General features: G+C 60.7%; 14 protein-coding genes. 4 read left to right on the top strand and 10 right to left on the bottom strand.

Annotated features, from left to right (window positions below):
* Positions 1-25: 25 nt before the first annotated feature.
* The 5 genes from AAC850_RS00565 to AAC850_RS00545 form a co-directional block, all read right to left on the bottom strand.
* Positions 26-676 carry an inner membrane-spanning protein YciB gene (locus AAC850_RS00565; RefSeq protein WP_340586336.1) on the bottom strand — a complete coding sequence of 217 codons (651 nt, stop codon included), beginning with the start codon at positions 674-676 and terminating at the stop codon, positions 26-28.
* Complete coding sequence (gene ftsY / locus AAC850_RS00560) at positions 676-1,599, bottom strand: signal recognition particle-docking protein FtsY (RefSeq protein ID WP_340586334.1); 924 nt, start codon at positions 1,597-1,599, stop codon at positions 676-678. The genes AAC850_RS00565 and ftsY overlap by 1 nt, the downstream gene beginning before the upstream one ends.
* Positions 1,596-2,771 carry a tRNA (N(6)-L-threonylcarbamoyladenosine(37)-C(2))-methylthiotransferase MtaB gene (gene mtaB, locus AAC850_RS00555; RefSeq protein WP_340586331.1) on the bottom strand — a complete coding sequence of 392 codons (1,176 nt, stop codon included), beginning with the start codon at positions 2,769-2,771 and terminating at the stop codon, positions 1,596-1,598. The genes ftsY and mtaB overlap by 4 nt, the downstream gene beginning before the upstream one ends.
* On the bottom strand, positions 2,768-3,577 hold the full coding sequence (gene dapF, locus AAC850_RS00550) for a diaminopimelate epimerase (RefSeq protein ID WP_340586328.1): 810 nt from the start codon (positions 3,575-3,577) through the stop codon (positions 2,768-2,770). Before dapF ends, mtaB begins: the two co-directional genes overlap by 4 nt.
* A 61-nt stretch (positions 3,578-3,638) precedes the next feature.
* Positions 3,639-5,291: a putative bifunctional diguanylate cyclase/phosphodiesterase gene (locus AAC850_RS00545; RefSeq protein WP_340586326.1), complete on the bottom strand. Its 1,653-nt coding sequence runs from the start codon at positions 5,289-5,291 to the stop codon at positions 3,639-3,641.
* A 128-nt stretch (positions 5,292-5,419) separates the two neighbouring features.
* Between AAC850_RS00545 and AAC850_RS00540 the strand changes: the two genes are divergently transcribed.
* Positions 5,420-5,830 (top strand): EVE domain-containing protein, encoded by a 411-nt coding sequence (locus AAC850_RS00540; RefSeq protein ID WP_340586323.1) that lies wholly within the window; start codon positions 5,420-5,422, stop codon positions 5,828-5,830.
* Positions 5,831-5,842: 12 nt separating this feature from the next.
* Here the strand turns inward: AAC850_RS00540 and AAC850_RS00535 are convergent, their stop codons facing one another.
* On the bottom strand, positions 5,843-7,498 hold the full coding sequence (locus AAC850_RS00535) for a thiamine pyrophosphate-binding protein (protein WP_340586320.1): 1,656 nt from the start codon (positions 7,496-7,498) through the stop codon (positions 5,843-5,845).
* 127 nt (positions 7,499-7,625) lie between these two features.
* Here AAC850_RS00535 and AAC850_RS00530 point away from each other — a divergent pair, with 127 nt between their 5' ends.
* Positions 7,626-7,829 (top strand): hypothetical protein, encoded by a 204-nt coding sequence (locus AAC850_RS00530; RefSeq protein WP_340586318.1) that lies wholly within the window; start codon positions 7,626-7,628, stop codon positions 7,827-7,829.
* Between the two features lie 2 nt (positions 7,830-7,831).
* Here AAC850_RS00530 and AAC850_RS00525 read toward each other — a convergent pair whose 3' ends face one another.
* Positions 7,832-9,181 carry an MFS transporter gene (locus AAC850_RS00525; RefSeq protein ID WP_340586316.1) on the bottom strand — a complete coding sequence of 450 codons (1,350 nt, stop codon included), beginning with the start codon at positions 9,179-9,181 and terminating at the stop codon, positions 7,832-7,834.
* Between the two features lie 117 nt (positions 9,182-9,298).
* Here AAC850_RS00525 and pgsA point away from each other — a divergent pair, with 117 nt between their 5' ends.
* Entirely contained in the window at positions 9,299-9,892 is a 594-nt protein-coding gene (gene pgsA / locus AAC850_RS00520; protein WP_340586315.1) for a CDP-diacylglycerol--glycerol-3-phosphate 3-phosphatidyltransferase, read from the top strand.
* A 6-nt stretch (positions 9,893-9,898) separates the two neighbouring features.
* Here pgsA and AAC850_RS00515 read toward each other — a convergent pair whose 3' ends face one another.
* The 3 genes from AAC850_RS00515 to rnd all read right to left on the bottom strand — a co-directional run bounded on the left by AAC850_RS00515 (position 9,899) and on the right by rnd (position 13,180).
* Positions 9,899-10,957 carry an NAD(P)-dependent alcohol dehydrogenase gene (locus AAC850_RS00515; protein WP_340586312.1) on the bottom strand — a complete coding sequence of 353 codons (1,059 nt, stop codon included), beginning with the start codon at positions 10,955-10,957 and terminating at the stop codon, positions 9,899-9,901.
* A gap of 80 nt (positions 10,958-11,037) precedes the next feature.
* Complete coding sequence (locus AAC850_RS00510) at positions 11,038-11,934, bottom strand: hydrogen peroxide-inducible genes activator (protein WP_340586309.1); 897 nt, start codon at positions 11,932-11,934, stop codon at positions 11,038-11,040.
* Between the two features lie 7 nt (positions 11,935-11,941).
* Positions 11,942-13,180: a ribonuclease D gene (gene rnd, locus AAC850_RS00505; protein WP_340586306.1), complete on the bottom strand. Its 1,239-nt coding sequence runs from the start codon at positions 13,178-13,180 to the stop codon at positions 11,942-11,944.
* Positions 13,181-13,365: 185 nt separating this feature from the next.
* Between rnd and aspS the strand changes: the two genes are divergently transcribed.
* Entirely contained in the window at positions 13,366-15,213 is a 1,848-nt protein-coding gene (aspS, locus tag AAC850_RS00500) for an aspartate--tRNA ligase (protein WP_340586303.1), read from the top strand.
* The last annotated feature ends 23 nt before the right edge of the window (positions 15,214-15,236 follow it).

The raw sequence follows: 15,236 nt of genomic DNA, 5'->3' as shown, positions 1-15,236 counted from the left end.
ATTCGAGTGCGCTTCGAGTTAAATCTCAACCCGGCGGCGGAGTTTCCTCCAGCACCTCTTCCTTCTCACCCAGATCGAGCCCGTGCCGCATCAGCATGGGCACTTGCGTGAAAGTGAACAGGAAGGTCAGCGGCAGGAACAGCCAGAGCTTGGCGCCCAGCCAGAATTCGAAGCTGACGGTGTAGATGAGCGTGGTGTTGATTATGCCAAGGAGGATGAAGAACAGCCCCCAGTTGCGCGACAATTTCAGCCAACCCTCGTCGTTCAAGCCTTCAAAGGCCGCTTCGAGCAGTATCTTGAGCAGCGATTTGCCGCGCCAGTACCCGACCAGCAGCACGACTGCGAAGATCGCGTAGATGATCGTCGGCTTCCACTGGATGAATGCTTCGTCCTGGAAATAGATGGTCAGCGCGCCAAAGCCGACGATCATGGCGGTCGAGACCATCAGCATCGGGCTGACCTTGCCCAGTCGCCACTTGCTGATGGCCAGCGCAGCGATTGCGGCGATGATGAAGGCGCCGGTGCCCCGGATGACGGCGAAGATTTCGCCGGTCATGTTTCCATCCTCGTCCGGCGAGAAGTATTTGTAGACAAGGAAGAACACCAGCAGCGGTCCGTAATCGACTGCCACGTTCAGCCAGCCGGATTTCGGTTTTTTCCGGGCTTCGTCGGTCATTACGCCACTCCTGCAATTACGCGCGCGACCAGATCGGGATCGAATGGACGCAAGTCGTCGAGCGTTTCACCCACGCCGATCGCATGGATCGGCAGGCCGTATTGTTCTGCCGCCGCCACCAGCACGCCGCCGCGCGCGGTACCGTCCAGCTTGGTCATGATGAGGCCGGTGACGCCCGCCACTTCCTTGAATATCTCGATCTGGCTGAGCGCGTTCTGGCCATTGGTGGCATCGAGCACCAATAGAACATCGTGCGGAGCCTCGGGGTTTAGCCGGCCGAGAACCTTCCGGATCTTCGCCAGCTCATCCATCAATTCGCGCTTGTTCTGCAGGCGACCGGCGGTGTCCACGATCAGCGCATCGGTGCCGATATTGGTCGCCTTCTTGACCGCGTCAAACACGATGCTCGCCGGATCGCCGCCTTCGGGACCGGTGACGATGGGAGCACCGATGCGGTCTGCCCAGACCTTCAATTGTCCGATGGCGGCCGCGCGGAAAGTGTCACCGGCGGCCAGCATGACCTCGTAATCGTCCTCCTGCAGCCAATGGCCGAGCTTGGCGATGGTCGTGGTCTTGCCCGAGCCGTTGACGCCGATCACGAGGATAACCTGCGGGCGCGGGAAGGCGGTGACTTCCAGCGGCACGGCGACCGGGCGCAGGATCGCGGCGATTTCTTCCGCCACGGCTTCGCGCAACTCGCGCTCGGTAATCGATAGGCCGAAGCGCTTGTCAGCCAGCTTTGCCCGGATGCGTGCAGCTGCTGCAGGGCCAAGGTCGGATACGATCAGCGCATCTTCCACCTCATCCAGCGTGGCATCATCCAGCTTGGCGGTGCCCACGACCCCGGTGAGGTTCTCGGACAGGCGGTCCGAAGTCTTGCGGAATCCGCCGAACAGCTTGTCGGACCATGTGGTTTCGCTCACGTAAGAAGGCCTTGTTCGATTGCGGTTGGGGTGATGGTCTGGATGGTGCCGACCGGCGTGCCTTCCGGCAAGGCGACCCGGGCGAAGTTTTCCGCATAGCCGGCCCCGTCCTTCTCGGCGAGTACCTTGAGCGGCTTGCCCACCAGGCTTGCCAGCCAGCTATCGCGGGTTCGGCTGACCGCAGCGCGCAATTCGGCGGCGCGCGCCTTGACCACTTGCCTGTCCACTTGCGGCATCCGCGCGGCGGGCGTGTTGGGGCGGGGCGAGTAGGGGAAGATATGACCGTGCACGATGGGCAGTTCGCCGATTATGGAAAGATTATCGGCATGATGCTGCTCGGTTTCGGTCGGGAAGCCCGCGATGATATCGGCACCAACGGCAAGTTCGGGGCGACGTTCGTGCAGGCGCTGGACAAGCTCCACCGCATCGGCGCGGCTGTGGCGGCGCTTCATGCGCTTGAGGATCAAATCCGAACCGTGCTGCATGCTGAGATGTAGGTGCGGCATCATGCGCATTTCGCTTGCAAACAATTCCTCCAGCACCGGATCGATCTCGACACCGTCGAGCGAAGACATGCGCAGGCGCTGCAATTCTGGGAATTTGTCGAGCACAGCGGAGACCAATTCGCCAAGCGCAGGCGCGCCGGGCAAGTCATGGCCCCAACTGGTCACGTCGACGCCGGTCAGCACAACCTCGGGCGCGCCCTTGGCCAAGTGACGATCGATTTCGCGGAGCACCTGCGCGACGGTGAGCGAACGGCTCGGTCCGCGCCCCTGCGGTATGACGCAGAAGGTGCAGGCGTGATCGCAGCCGTTCTGCACTGCGATAAAGGCGCGCGTGTGCGTCGGCGGTGCAGCCTCGGCGCGCTCGGGCACGTTCCAGGCACGCGCATCGAGTTTCTGCGTGTTGGGCACCAGTCCATCGACTTCGGGCATGGTGGAAAGCTGGTCACGCTCGATATCGGCCGCGCATCCGGTGACGAGCAGGCGCGCATCGGGCCGGGCGCGGCGGGCCTTGCGGATGGCCTGCCGCGTCTGGCGCACTGCCTCGGTAGTGACGGCGCAGCTGTTGATCACGACAACATCCGCATCGTCTGCCATCAGCGTGCGGATACGCTCACTCTCGGCGATATTGAGGCGGCAGCCCAGCGAAATGACCTCCGCTCCGCTCACGCGAAGTCGTCCCAGTCAAAGGAACCGCGAAAGCTCTCGGTCGCAGGGCCGGTCATGGTGATGCGGTTGTCCTCCCCCCAGGCGATGGTGAGCGGGCCGCCGGGCAAGTGCACGGTCACTTCACGGTCGACAAGGTTCCGGCGCATGGCTGTGACCGCCGTGGCGCACGCCCCCGTCCCACAAGCACGCGTCAGCCCGGCACCACGTTCCCACACGCGCAGGCGAATGGTGGCGCGATCTTCTACGCTGGCGACGTTTACATTGATGCGCTCGGGAAAGAGCTCGTCGTGCTCGATCAGTGGTCCCAGCTGGTCGAGCCGCACCACGTCATTGTCCTCCACGAAGAAGATGATGTGCGGATTGCCGACGTTGACGGCAGAAGGCTGTTCCAGCTCTTCCCAACCCAGCGGCATGGTGAGCGTGTCCATCGCATAGGCGAGGGGGATTGCATCCCATTCAAAGCGCGGCTCACCCATGTCGACCGCAATGCCCGCGGTATCCGGGCGGGTTTCGATCAGCCCGCCGGCAGTAGCGATGCGGGCAGGCTCACCAAGCAGCAATCCCACCGCGCGCGCTGCATTGCCGCAGGCTTCGACTTCGCCGCCGTCCTGGTTGTAGATCCGCATCCGGCAAGTCGCGCTCTTATCCGGCTCCAGCACGATCAGCTGGTCGCAACCGATTCCCTGATGGCGATCGGCCAGCGCACGCACTGTCGTCGCCTCAAGCGCGGGCAGGGTGCCGTCTCGCGCATCGAGCACGATGAAGTCATTGCCCAGCCCGTGCATCTTGACGAAGGGAATACGCATGTCCGCCACCTAGGGGTGGACAGGTCGAACCGCAATGGCGCAGCCGAATTTGCGACGTGGCTCAGCTGGCCTTGCGTTGGTCGACTTCGGGTTCTACCGGCGTGACCCGTTCTGAAGTCTTGGGCTTCACGTGCTTCGCCAGCAAGTTGAGCGCGGCCAGCCTCTTCCGCGTGGCGGCAGCGTCTTCCGGACGTCCGTAAAGGTAGCCCTGGCCCTTGATCTTGCCGAGGCCGCTCAGCTTTTCGAGAACATGGCCGTTCTCAATGCCTTCAGCCGTAACCGGCAGCGACAGTCCCTTGCCGAGCGAGACAATTGCCCGCACCAGTTCGCCGCTCACTTCCTCTGCGGCAATTTCGGTCACGAAGCTGCGATCGATTTTCAGCCGGTCGAACGGGAGAGAGCGCAATTGCGACAGGCTGGAATAGCCGGTGCCGAAATCGTCCAGGCTGATGCGGATGCCCTGGTTCTTCAGGCTCGTGACGATCGAACGCACCGCACCGATGTTCTCGTGCAGACAGCTTTCGGTGATCTCGATCTCCAGCCGGCTCGGCGGGAAACCGCTCTCGACGAGGATATGGAGCAATTTTTGCGCAAACCACGGATCACGCAGCTGCAAGGGCGATATGTTGACCGAAAGCGAGAGCGAAGCGTCCCATTCGCTGGCATCCTTCAATGCCTTGCGGATGAGGTTTTCGGACAATTGGCCGATGACATCGATATCCTCGGCGACCGGAATGAAAATCTCCGGGCTGACCATTCCGAATTTTTCAGAATGCCAGCGCGCCAGCATCTCGAACCCCACCAGGTCGCCCGAATCGAGGTCGATCTGCTGTTCGTAATAGGGCACGAATTCATCGTTCTTCATGCCCTCGCGAATGCCGGCTTCCATTTCACTGCGGTAGCGAAGTTCGTCTTCCATCTGGGATTCGAACCAGTAGTGACGGTTCCGGCCACGCTTTTTTGCGTGATACATGGCAATATCCGCACAATGGATCATCCGGTCTGCCGAGGCCGTAACGTCGGAACTGGGATCGGTTCGCGTCAATCCAACGGAAATGGTCGTCTCGATGTGAGTTTCGGTATCTTCGACCGGTGCAGAAACTTTCTTGATGATGGCTTCGGCAATCGAATCCGCCCGGTCGCGGGCGTGATGATGAAATGCGAAGGCGCAGGCGAACTCATCTCCGCCGATGCGAATCAACACGCTGTCGGTTGGCAGCTCCGCGTCGATGCGATTTGCGATTGTGGTAAGTACGTGGTCGCCCGTCCGGTGACCGTTGAGGTCGTTGATCTGCTTGAAATTGTCGATGTCGATCATCACCACCGCAACTTCCTGCTGCCGTTCGCGCGCGCCGCGGACGAGCGCGTCGATGGCAGGAGGGCCGCTGCGGCGGTTGAGGCAACCCGTAAGCGGATCGCGCTCGGCCAGTTCACGAGCGCGTTTTTCTGCGCGGCGCCGTTCCAGGACTTCGCGGTGCAGGTCGTTGTAGCGACGCCAGCCGAAGATCAGCAACGCCACGTTGAGGAGCAAGGCGTTGGTCAGCAACATGTCGGGCGCGCTGCCCACTCCCATCCATGACCGGACGATCTGAGGCATGATGGTGCCGCCCGTGCCGACGAACAGGATTACCGCAGCAATGGCAATTCCGAGCGCGAGAAAGTCGCGGTCGGCGGCTTTCAAAGCCCTTTCCACGCCAATCTTGCTGGTTTTCAATGTCTTTTCCAAAGGTCGCTCACCCTGATTGATCGGATCCGCTTATCCGCCAACATGTTCAAGGATCGGTTAATTGCGACTAGCGCCGCAACTCGCTATTCGCACAGGGCTTTTTCAAGGAGAGTGCATTGCCCAACCACTGGCTGATCAAATCGGAACCTTTCAAATATTCGTGGGATGATCTCAACCGCGATGGCGAGACAATATGGGACGGTGTCCGCAATCATCGCGCCGCGAACAATCTGAAGGCGATGAAAGTCGGTGACCGGCTGTTTTTCTACCATTCAAACAAGGGGTTGGAGATTGTCGGCATCGCCACGGTGAGCGAGGCCGGACTGATCGATCCGACCGATCCGGAAGGCAAGTGGCCGACGGTCAAGGTAAAGCCGGTGGAGCCGGTCGAGAACCCGGTCACGCTGAAGGCGATCAAGGCCAATCCTGATCTTGAAGGTATCGAACTGGTGCGCCTGTCGCGCCTTTCCGTGGCGGAAATTACAGCCGACGAATGGAAAAAAATCGTCGCAATGTCGAAAGCTTAGCCACGATTCGCGCTATTTGGCGCGCAATCCGCTGACTGTTACCCCGCTCGCGCTCAACTGCTCGATATCGGTGATGCAGTGAATCAGGCGGATGCCCGTTTTCGCAACGGCTTCCTCCAGCGCGGCGTCGAATTCGGCGTTGGTCGCCACGCGCTTGCCCCATCCGCCATAGCTTTGCGCCATGAGGGCAAAGTCCGGATTGGCAAGGTGGGTCGAGGCTTCGCGGCCCGGATACTCCCGCTCCTGGTGCATGCGGATCGTGCCGTAGGTTGAATTGTCGAACAGGATTACCAGCAGGTCGAGATTGTACTGCGCAGCGGTCGCCAGTTCCTGTCCGTTCATCAGGAAGCATCCATCACCAGCAGCCGCGACCACGCAGCGATCGGGGAAGCGGCGGGCAGCAGCAACAGCCGCCGGAACGCCGTAACCCATCGCGCCAGCCGTGGGGGCAAGTTGCGAGGGAAAGCCCGCATAAGGCCAATAGCGGTGCCACCAGCCGGCGTAATTGCCAGCGCCATTGCAGATGATTGCATCATCCGGCAGCAGTCTGCGCGCGGATTGCATCGCCAATGCCAGGTCGAGGTCGAACTGAGGCTCCTCGCGCGGCGTATTCCAGGCAAGCCATTCGTCATGCGCCTGCGGCCCCGCGTCGAACGGAATGATGTCGTCCGTGTCCCACAGTGCAGCGCTTTCGGCGAATTCCGCCATGTCCGCGCAGAGTGCGAGGTCGGTGCGATAAACACTGTCCAGCTCGACAGGATCGGGGTGGACGTGGATCAGCGACTGGTCCGGGTGATCGGGCGTGATGAGCGAATAGCCGTCGGTCGTTGCCTCGCCCAGACGTGCGCCGACCACCAGCAACAGATCGGCCTGCTTTACACGCTCGACCAGCTTGGGGTTAGGTCCGTAACCGAGATTGCCTGCATAAACGCTGGAGGACGGCGGCAGAGCGTCTTGTCGGCGGAACGCTGTTGCGACGGGAAGTCCGATTCGTTCGGCAAACTCGGTAAAGTAATGGCGCGAGCGTTCGTGCCATCCTGCACCGCCGACGATGGCGAGCGGCGCAGCGGCGTCAGCGATCATGCGCATCATGGTACCCATGGCATCAGGGCAGGGCGCCTGCGCGGGACGGGTCACGGCCGGGCGCACCGGGCTGGCTATATCCACCTCGTGCAGCATGTCCTCGGGCAGGGCGAGAACGACGGGACCGGGCCGCCCAGAAATCGCCGTGGACCATGCTCGTGCGACATATTCGGGGATACGCGACGCGTCGTCGATCTTCGCCGCCCATTTGGCGAGTGGTGCAAAGAAGGCCGGAAAGTCGACCTCCTGAAAGCCTTCCCGATCCCTCATGCCGCGATCGACATCACCGACGAACAGGATCATGGGCTGCGAATCTTGCATTGCAACATGCACGCCGATGCTGGCGTTGGTCGCGCCCGGACCACGCGTGACAAAGGCCACGCCGGGTTTGCCGGTCATCGCCCCGTCGGCACAGGCCATGAATGCGACCCCGCCTTCCTGCCTGCAGGTGACGGTGTCGATCGCGCCGCAATCAGCCAGCGAGTCGAGAACGGGAAGAAAACTCTCCCCCGGAACGGTGAAAACGCGGTCGCAGCCTTGTTCGACAAGGCAATCGACGAGCAGGCGCGATGCGGTTCGGGTCATGCCGGAAAGCGTTAGCCCCGAGTGGTTGCAGCGGCAACTGGTTGTGGAGGCCGCCAGTATGTCCCGTCTGTGGACAGGAACGATTCCGCGATACCCGGATTGGTTACCAAAGGGTTAAAACCACATCATGAGACGCGCACTGGTCCTTACCGATGAATCGGCCCGCCACCCTTACCGGGCCTCCCTTCCACCGCACGCATTGCACCGGGCGAACGAGATCGAACGCACGGTGCCTTGGCGCCTGCGCCTTGGCCTGACGCGCAAGGACGCGGAAACGGTGCTCGCCACCTATACCGCCGGCTTTGTCGCTACGTTGGTAATGTTCGGCTGAAGCTACTCGGCGGCGCTTGGCGCTGCTTCGGCAGCCTCGGGCGCGCTTTGCTCGGCGCGATAGAGCGCCAGGCCCAACCAGGCTGACACCAGACACATTGCCGCGCTCAGTAGCAATTGCTCCGCCAGCGGTATACCGATCGCGCTCAGGCCGAGCGCGAACACTGCGCCCATCACCATTGCGCCCGAATTGACGATATTGTTCGCCGCCACTGCGCGGCTTGCCTGGTTGGCCGGAACCTTGGTCGTCAGAAATGCATAGAGCGGCACGACGAACATCCCGCCGAATATGGCGATCAGCAACAGGCTGGACAGGACTGCCCAAGCGAGCGGATAGGACAGGAAGGCGCTGATCCCCATTAGTTCCTCGTCGATCACCATAGCGTTCCATGCGCGGCAGACGAAATAGAAGACCACTACCATCGCCCCCATCGCGAGCACCGATACGGGAGAATAGCGCGCCGAAACGCGACCTTTCAGCAGCAGGTTCACCGCGACGGAACCGATGGCCACTCCGATGGAGAAGAACACGAGGAACAGGCTCGCCACGGCAGGGTCGGCGAACAGCACGTTCTTGGCCAGCGGAGGAAACTGGATGAAGAGCACCGAGCCGATCGTCCAGAAGAAGCTGATCGCGAGGATGGCGAAGAACACTTCGCGATTGTGCGAGACATCGCGGACCAGTCGATAGGACGAAGTGAAGGGATTGAAATCCACCTTCTCGGGCAGCTCGCCCATCGGCGGGGCGGGCGGGACATGCCGGCTGGTGAAGTAGCCGATGATCGCAAAACCCATTACCGCAAGCGCTGCGATTTCGACTCTTTGTGCGAGGAACCCGGCAAGGATCGTTCCGGCCATGATAGCAAGGTAGGTCCCCGCCTCGACCAGACCTGTACCCGCCAGCACCTCATCCTTTTCCAAATGTTGCGGGAGAATCGCATATTTGATCGGCCCGAAAAATGTCGAATGCACACCCATCGCGAACAGGGCGAGCATCAGCAGCGGGATGGCGAACACGTCCACCGCAATCCCGCGCCACGCAAGGAAAAGCCCGAACGCCCCTACTGTCATGATCGCGATCTCTGCCGCTTTCACAGCCCTGATTATCGCGGCCTTGTCCCGCATGTCCGCCAACTGTCCGGCAATTGCGGACAGCAGGAAGAACGGCAGGATGAAAACGAACGAGGCGACGCCTGAAAAAATGGTTTCCGTGTCAGGCGAGTTATACACCGCATAGACAACGAAAAGCACCATGGTGGTCTTGTAGAGATTGTCGTTGAACGCGTTCAGCAACTGGGTGACGAACAACGGCAGGAAACGACGCTGCTTCAGCAGGTGTGTCGATGTGAACATGATGGCGGCTGGTTCTGCCTTTTTTCTCGCCCGCGGGCAGTTGTGACCCGGCTTATCGCCAATCTTCCGCATAGGCCAAGCTTTTTCCCGAAGGATTAAACCGCTAGGAGGAATGCCATGTGGACCTTGCCCAACATCCTCACCCTGTCTCGCATCCTTACATTGCCGCTGCTAGCCTTCCTGCTCTGGTGGCCGGGTTGGGAGCTGGGATACTTGTTCGCATTCGCCTTGTACTGCGCGATGGGTATCACCGATTATTTCGACGGAATGCTCGCACGCTCGAGCGGCGCGGTCAGCAAGCTGGGGATATTTCTCGATCCCATCGCCGACAAGATCATGGTCGCGACGGTTATCCTCGTGTTGACCGCAATGGGCGTTCTTCGCGGACCTTATGTCGGCGACATGCACGTGATCGCCGGGCTGATCATCCTGATCCGCGAGATTGCGGTGTCAGGTTTGCGCGAATTCCTGGGTGGCCTGCAGGTCAGCATGCCTGTCAGCAAGCTGGCCAAGTGGAAGACGACGTTCCAGCTTGTCGCGCTAGGGTCGTTGATCCTCGGCCAGGGCCTGCCGGACTGGAACGTGCTCGCGGGCGGTATCTCCCACAACGTGCCGCACACGGTCGGTCTGATAACGCTGTGGGCCGCGGCCATCCTGACGGTGATTACCGGTTGGGACTATTTGCGGGTCGGCCTCAAGCACATGGATTGAGGCGCGCTAGGCGTCGGCCATTGCAAGCGAATCCATGTCGATCACGAAGCGATAGCGTACATCCGATTTTTCGAGCCGGTCGAAAGCTGTATTGATTTCGTCCATGCGGATCATCTCGATATCGGGCATGCATTGCTTTTCGGCACAGAAATCGAGCATTTCCTGCGTTTCGGCGATGCCGCCGATGAAGGAGCCGGTCACTTTCTTGCGGCCAAAAATCAGAAGCGCGGCGTTAGGTTCTTCCAGCGGACCGATTTGGCCGACGATGGCAATTTCGCCACCGATATCGAGCAACGGGATGTAGGGATTGATGTCGTGCGCGACCGGGATGGTGTCGATAATGATATCGAAACCGCCCGTCGCTTTTTCCATCGCCGCTTCGTCTGAAGTGAGCAGGAAGGCGTCGGCCCCCAGATCGGCGGCGTCCTTCTGCTTGTCGGGAGTACGCGACAGCACGGTGACATGCGCGCCCATCGCTGAAGCTATTTTAACAGCCATGTGGCCGAGTCCGCCAAGCCCTGCGACCGCGACGCGGCTTCCTTCCTTCACGCCTGCTGCCTTGAGCGGCGAATAGGTCGTGATCCCTGCGCAAAGGAGCGGCGCGGCCTTTGCCGGATCGAGCGATCCGGGAACCGAAAGGACGAACTCCTCGCGCACGACAATGTGCTTGGAAAAACCGCCATGCGTGACACCCTCGGCATCAGGACTGGGCGAGCCGTAGGTCATCGTCATGCCCTCGCGGCAGAACTGCTCGTCCCCTGCGCCGCACTGGTCGCAGGTCTGGCAGCTGTCGACCATGCAGCCGACGGCGACAATGTCGCCTTCCTTGTGCTTGGAAACTCCGGAGCCGGTCGCAGTCACCCGACCGACGATTTCATGGCCTGGCACGACCGGATATTGGGTCATCCCCCAATCGTCCCGCGCAAAATGAAGATCGGAATGGCAAATGCCGCAATAGAGGATTTCGATAACGACATCGTTGGCTGCCAGATTGTCGCGGCGATCGAAGGTAAAGGGCGCAAGCGTGCCGCTGGTGTCGCGTGCAGCATATCCGATTGTCTTCATGAAAATCTTCCTGAACTTACGGCATAAGCACCGCGTGGACAGCTCGTAACATGGCAAACCTCGCCATGATAGCGAGATCGTCAGCCCGCCCGCAACTCGTCTGCCAGCAGCCGGAATTCGTCCGAGCGGGGTGAATTGGTGCGCCAGACAAGCGCGATTTCCCGCGAAGTATTGCGACCTTTGAGAGGGCGAGCAACGACATCGGTGTTCTTCAGAATTCCCGCATCGATCGCCATCTTGGGCAGCATCGTGAGGCCGAGGCCATTGTCGACCATTTGCACCAGCGTGTGAAGGCTGGTGCCGATCATCGTGGCGCTCGCGCGCATTTCGGGGCGGTTGCAGGCGGCGAGCGCATGTTCCTTGAGGCAATGACCGTCCTCTAGCAGCAACAAGCGCCCTTCATCGATCATCGCCGGTGGAATTTCGGCGGGAGGATCACGCGGATCATCCTTCGGGAAGGCAACGTAGAGATTGTCCTCTGCAATCACTTCCGCCTCCACCTCGCCCGTAGCGAAGGGCAGGGCGAGCAGCACGCAGTCGGCGCGCCCGTGGTGAAGCGACTCGATAGCGTGGTCCGAAGTTTCCTCGCGCAGGAACAGCTTGAGTTGCGGACGCTCCTTGCGCAGGCGCGGCAGGATGCGCGGCAGCAGGAAGGGCGCGATTGTCGGGATCACGCTCATGCGCAGTTCGCCCGATAGCGGCTTGCCAGCGGCCTGCACCAGTTCGGCCAGTTCCTCGGCTTCGCGCAAAACACGGTGCGCCTTTGCGACCACGCTGTTGCCGAGCGGGGTAAAGCGCACCACGCGGCGGCTGCGCTCAACCAATGTCACGCCGAGCAGGGATTCAAGCTCGCGGATGCCTGCCGACAGTGTGGATTGCGACACGAAGGATGCTTCCGCCGCACGCCCGAAATGCTCGTGCTCGTGCAGCGCGACAAGATATTGCAACTGCTTGATCGTGGGCAGGTAGGTCGACATCGCCGGTCTAGCTTTTCGCAGTCGTTGCTTCGCTTGACGGGTCTACAGCAGCAGCGTCAATTGTTTCGGCCTCTGCCTTCACATCGTCGATATGGGTCATCTTCAGACGCCCTTTCTCGACCGCGAATGCCAGCTTGCCTTCGACCAGGTCGAGCGCATCCTTGCCAAAGGTTTCGAAACGCCAGCCTTCGAGGATCGGCAATTTGCGAACGCCCGCAGCCAGCGCCTCCAGCTCGTCAGACTTGGTCAGCAGGCGGCTTGCGACATCGATCTCGCGGGCACGGATCTTGAGTAGCAGCTTGAGCAGATCGGCCACCAGCGCGCCTTCCTTGCCCAGCGGAGCGCCGCGCTTGGCCTTGGTCGGCATTTCCTCGGCCGGGAGCGGTTCGGCATTCTTGATGACGCGCATCAGGCGCTTGCCGATCTCGTTCTCCTTCCACGCATTTGACAGACCGCGCACCTTGGCGAGATCGGCCTGCTGCTTGGGAGGATGGCTGGCAATGTCGGCGAGCGTTTCGTCGCGAATGATGCGCCCGCGCGGAATATCCTTGTCCTGCGCTTCACTCTCGCGCCAGGCGGCCAGCGCTTTCAGCCGACCGAGCACCGCCGGATTACGGCCCGAAGCGCGAATACGTCGCCACGCCTGATCGAGATCATTGGCGTAGTTGGACGGGTCCGCCAGCTTTTCCATCTCCGCATTGAGCCAGTGGCCGCGATCGGTCTTGATCAATTTCTTGAGGATCTTGGGGAAGATCTTGGCGAGATAGGTCACGTCGCCGATGGCATATTCGATCTGCCGTTCGGTCAACGGGCGGCGGCTCCAGTCGGTAAAGCGCGCACCCTTGTCGATGGTCTTGTTGAGCCAGCTTTCGACCAGATTGGCATATCCGATCTGTTCGGACTGGCTGATCGCCATCATCGCGATCTGCGTGTCGAAGATGGGGAAGGGCGTCTTGCCGGTGAGGTTATAGACGATTTCCACATCCTGCCCGCCGGCATGGAAAATCTTCAACACCTCGTCATTCTCGCACATGAGGTCTAGCAGCGGGGTGAGGTCGATGCCATCGGCCAGCGGGTCGATTGCCGCAGCCTCTTCTTCATTGCCGACCTGCACCAGGCATAGCAGCGGATAATATGTATTCTCGCGCATGAATTCGGTGTCGACGCACACGAAATCATGCTGCGCGAGCCGTTCACACAGCTCGGCAAGTTCTTCGGTATCAGTGATAAGGGGATGGATTTGCATAAAAGTCTTTTCTGTTGTGGCCGGTTCACCGACCTGCGCACTTGCCTTGCCCCAATTTGCGGATCAGCCCGTAAATCTTGACAAAGTGCCGTGCATACCCTGTTAGCGCGCGCATAAAGCAAAGGCCCTGTGCGGCGCGCCGACGCGCCCTTAGCGCCATAGCCTCCGAAATGGAAAGAGTCCTCATGCACGCCTACCGTACCCACAACTGCGCACAGCTATCCCAGTCCGATGTCGGCGAAAGCGTCCGCCTGTCCGGCTGGATCCACCGCAAGCGCGACCATGGCGGCGTGCTGTTCGTCGATTTGCGCGACCATTACGGCATCACGCAGATCGTGGCGGACGAGGATTCGCCGGCGCTGGAGCTGCTCGATTCGCTGCGGCTGGAAAGCGTCATCACCATCGATGGCGAAGTGAAAGCGCGCGATGCGGAAGCGGTCAATCCGAATCTGCCGACTGGCGCGATCGAAGTGTTCGCTCGCTCGGTCAATGTGCAGAGCCATGCCGACGAATTGCCGCTGATCGTGAACTCGGCAGAAGATTATCCCGAGGAAACGCGCCTCAAATACCGCTTTGTCGACCTGCGGCGCGAGCGGGTGCACGCGAACATCATGCTGCGTAACCGGGTGATCACTAGCCTGCGCCGCCGCATGACCGACCAGGGCTTCAGCGAATTCCAGACGCCGATCCTCGGCGCGTCCAGCCCTGAAGGCGCGCGCGACTATCTCGTACCCAGTCGCCTGCATCCGGGTCGCTTCTACGCGCTGCCGCAGGCTCCGCAGATGTTCAAGCAGCTGCTGATGGTGGCGGGCTTCGACCGCTACTTCCAGATCGCCCCGTGCTTCCGCGACGAGGATCTGCGCGCCGACCGCTCGCCCGAATTCTACCAGCTCGACTTCGAAATGAGCTTCGTCACGCAGGAAGACGTTTTCCAGGCAATCGAGCCTGTGCTCGCAGGCGTGTTCGAGGAATTTGCAGATGGCAAGTCGGTCACTCCGGCAGGCGAATTCCCGCGCATTCCTTATGCCGAGACCATGCTCAAATACGGCACCGACAAGCCCGATTTGCGCAACCCGCTGATCATCAGCGACGTGACGCATCACTTCGAGAAGTCAGGCTTCGGCATTTTTGAGAAGATTGTTGGCGGTGGCGGCGTGGTGCGCGTTATCCCTGCGCCCGACACCAATGAAAAGAGCCGCAAGTTCTTCGACGAGATGAACGACTGGGCGCGCAAGGAAGGTTTCTCCGGCCTCGGCTATGTCACCCGCAAGGGCGGCGAGTTCGGTGGGCCCATCGCCAAGAACCATGGTCCTGAAGAAATGGCCAAGCTGTACGACGAGCTGGGCCTGGGTGAAAATGACGGCCTGTTCTTTGCCGCTGGCAAGGAAAAGGACGCCGCCAAGCTGGCCGGTGCAGCGCGCACGCGTGTCGGCGAGACGCTGGAACTGATCGAGCAGGGCTGCTTCAAGTTCTGCTGGATCGTCGACTTCCCGATGTTCGAATATGACGAAGAGCTCAAGAAGGTCGATTTCAGCCACAACCCCTTCTCCATGCCGCAGGGCGAGATGGAAGCGCTCGAAAACACCGACCCGCTCGAGATCAAGGCGTGGCAGTACGACATCGTCTGCAACGGCTACGAGCTGTCGTCGGGTGCCATCCGGAACCACCGCCCGGATATCATGTACAAGGCGTTCGAGATTGCCGGCTATTCGAAGGCTGATGTCGACGAAAATTTCTCGGGCATGATCGAGGCGTTCAAGCTCGGCGCGCCGCCTCATGGCGGATCGGCTCCGGGTATCGACCGTATCGTGATGCTGCTGGCCGACGAGCCGAACATACGCGAAGTGATCGCATTCCCGCTCAACCAGAAGGCGCAAGACTTGATGATGGGCGCTCCATCTGCCGTGAGCGCGCGGCAATTGCGCGACGTTCATATCCGTTTGTCGGGGGAAGCACTCGAAGCGCACAAGGCCGCGCCTGACGCCGAGAAGACGGACATGGACAGCAACGCCACCGATCGCGATGACGGATAGGCGCTGGACATAGAAAAGGGCGC

This window comes from Erythrobacter alti, assembly GCF_037996805.1.
Taxonomy (GTDB): Bacteria; Pseudomonadota; Alphaproteobacteria; order Sphingomonadales; family Sphingomonadaceae; genus Alteraurantiacibacter; species Alteraurantiacibacter alti.
Note: the sequence above shows the minus strand (reverse complement) of the source record. Positions and strands in the feature narration are given on the sequence as shown.

Coding starts and splice junctions, on each gene's coding strand:
- AAC850_RS00535 (WP_340586320.1), bottom strand. CDS start 7,498: ATGACCCGAACCGCATCGCGCCTGCTCGTCGATTGCCTTGTCGAACAA.
- pgsA (WP_340586315.1), top strand. CDS start 9,299: ATGTGGACCTTGCCCAACATCCTCACCCTGTCTCGCATCCTTACATTG.
- AAC850_RS00565 (WP_340586336.1), bottom strand. CDS start 676: ATGACCGACGAAGCCCGGAAAAAACCGAAATCCGGCTGGCTGAACGTG.
- dapF (WP_340586328.1), bottom strand. CDS start 3,577: ATGCGTATTCCCTTCGTCAAGATGCACGGGCTGGGCAATGACTTCATC.
- AAC850_RS00530 (WP_340586318.1), top strand. CDS start 7,626: ATGAGACGCGCACTGGTCCTTACCGATGAATCGGCCCGCCACCCTTAC.
- AAC850_RS00525 (WP_340586316.1), bottom strand. CDS start 9,181: ATGTTCACATCGACACACCTGCTGAAGCAGCGTCGTTTCCTGCCGTTG.
- aspS (WP_340586303.1), top strand. CDS start 13,366: ATGCACGCCTACCGTACCCACAACTGCGCACAGCTATCCCAGTCCGAT.
- rnd (WP_340586306.1), bottom strand. CDS start 13,180: ATGCAAATCCATCCCCTTATCACTGATACCGAAGAACTTGCCGAGCTG.
- AAC850_RS00515 (WP_340586312.1), bottom strand. CDS start 10,957: ATGAAGACAATCGGATATGCTGCACGCGACACCAGCGGCACGCTTGCG.
- AAC850_RS00510 (WP_340586309.1), bottom strand. CDS start 11,934: ATGTCGACCTACCTGCCCACGATCAAGCAGTTGCAATATCTTGTCGCG.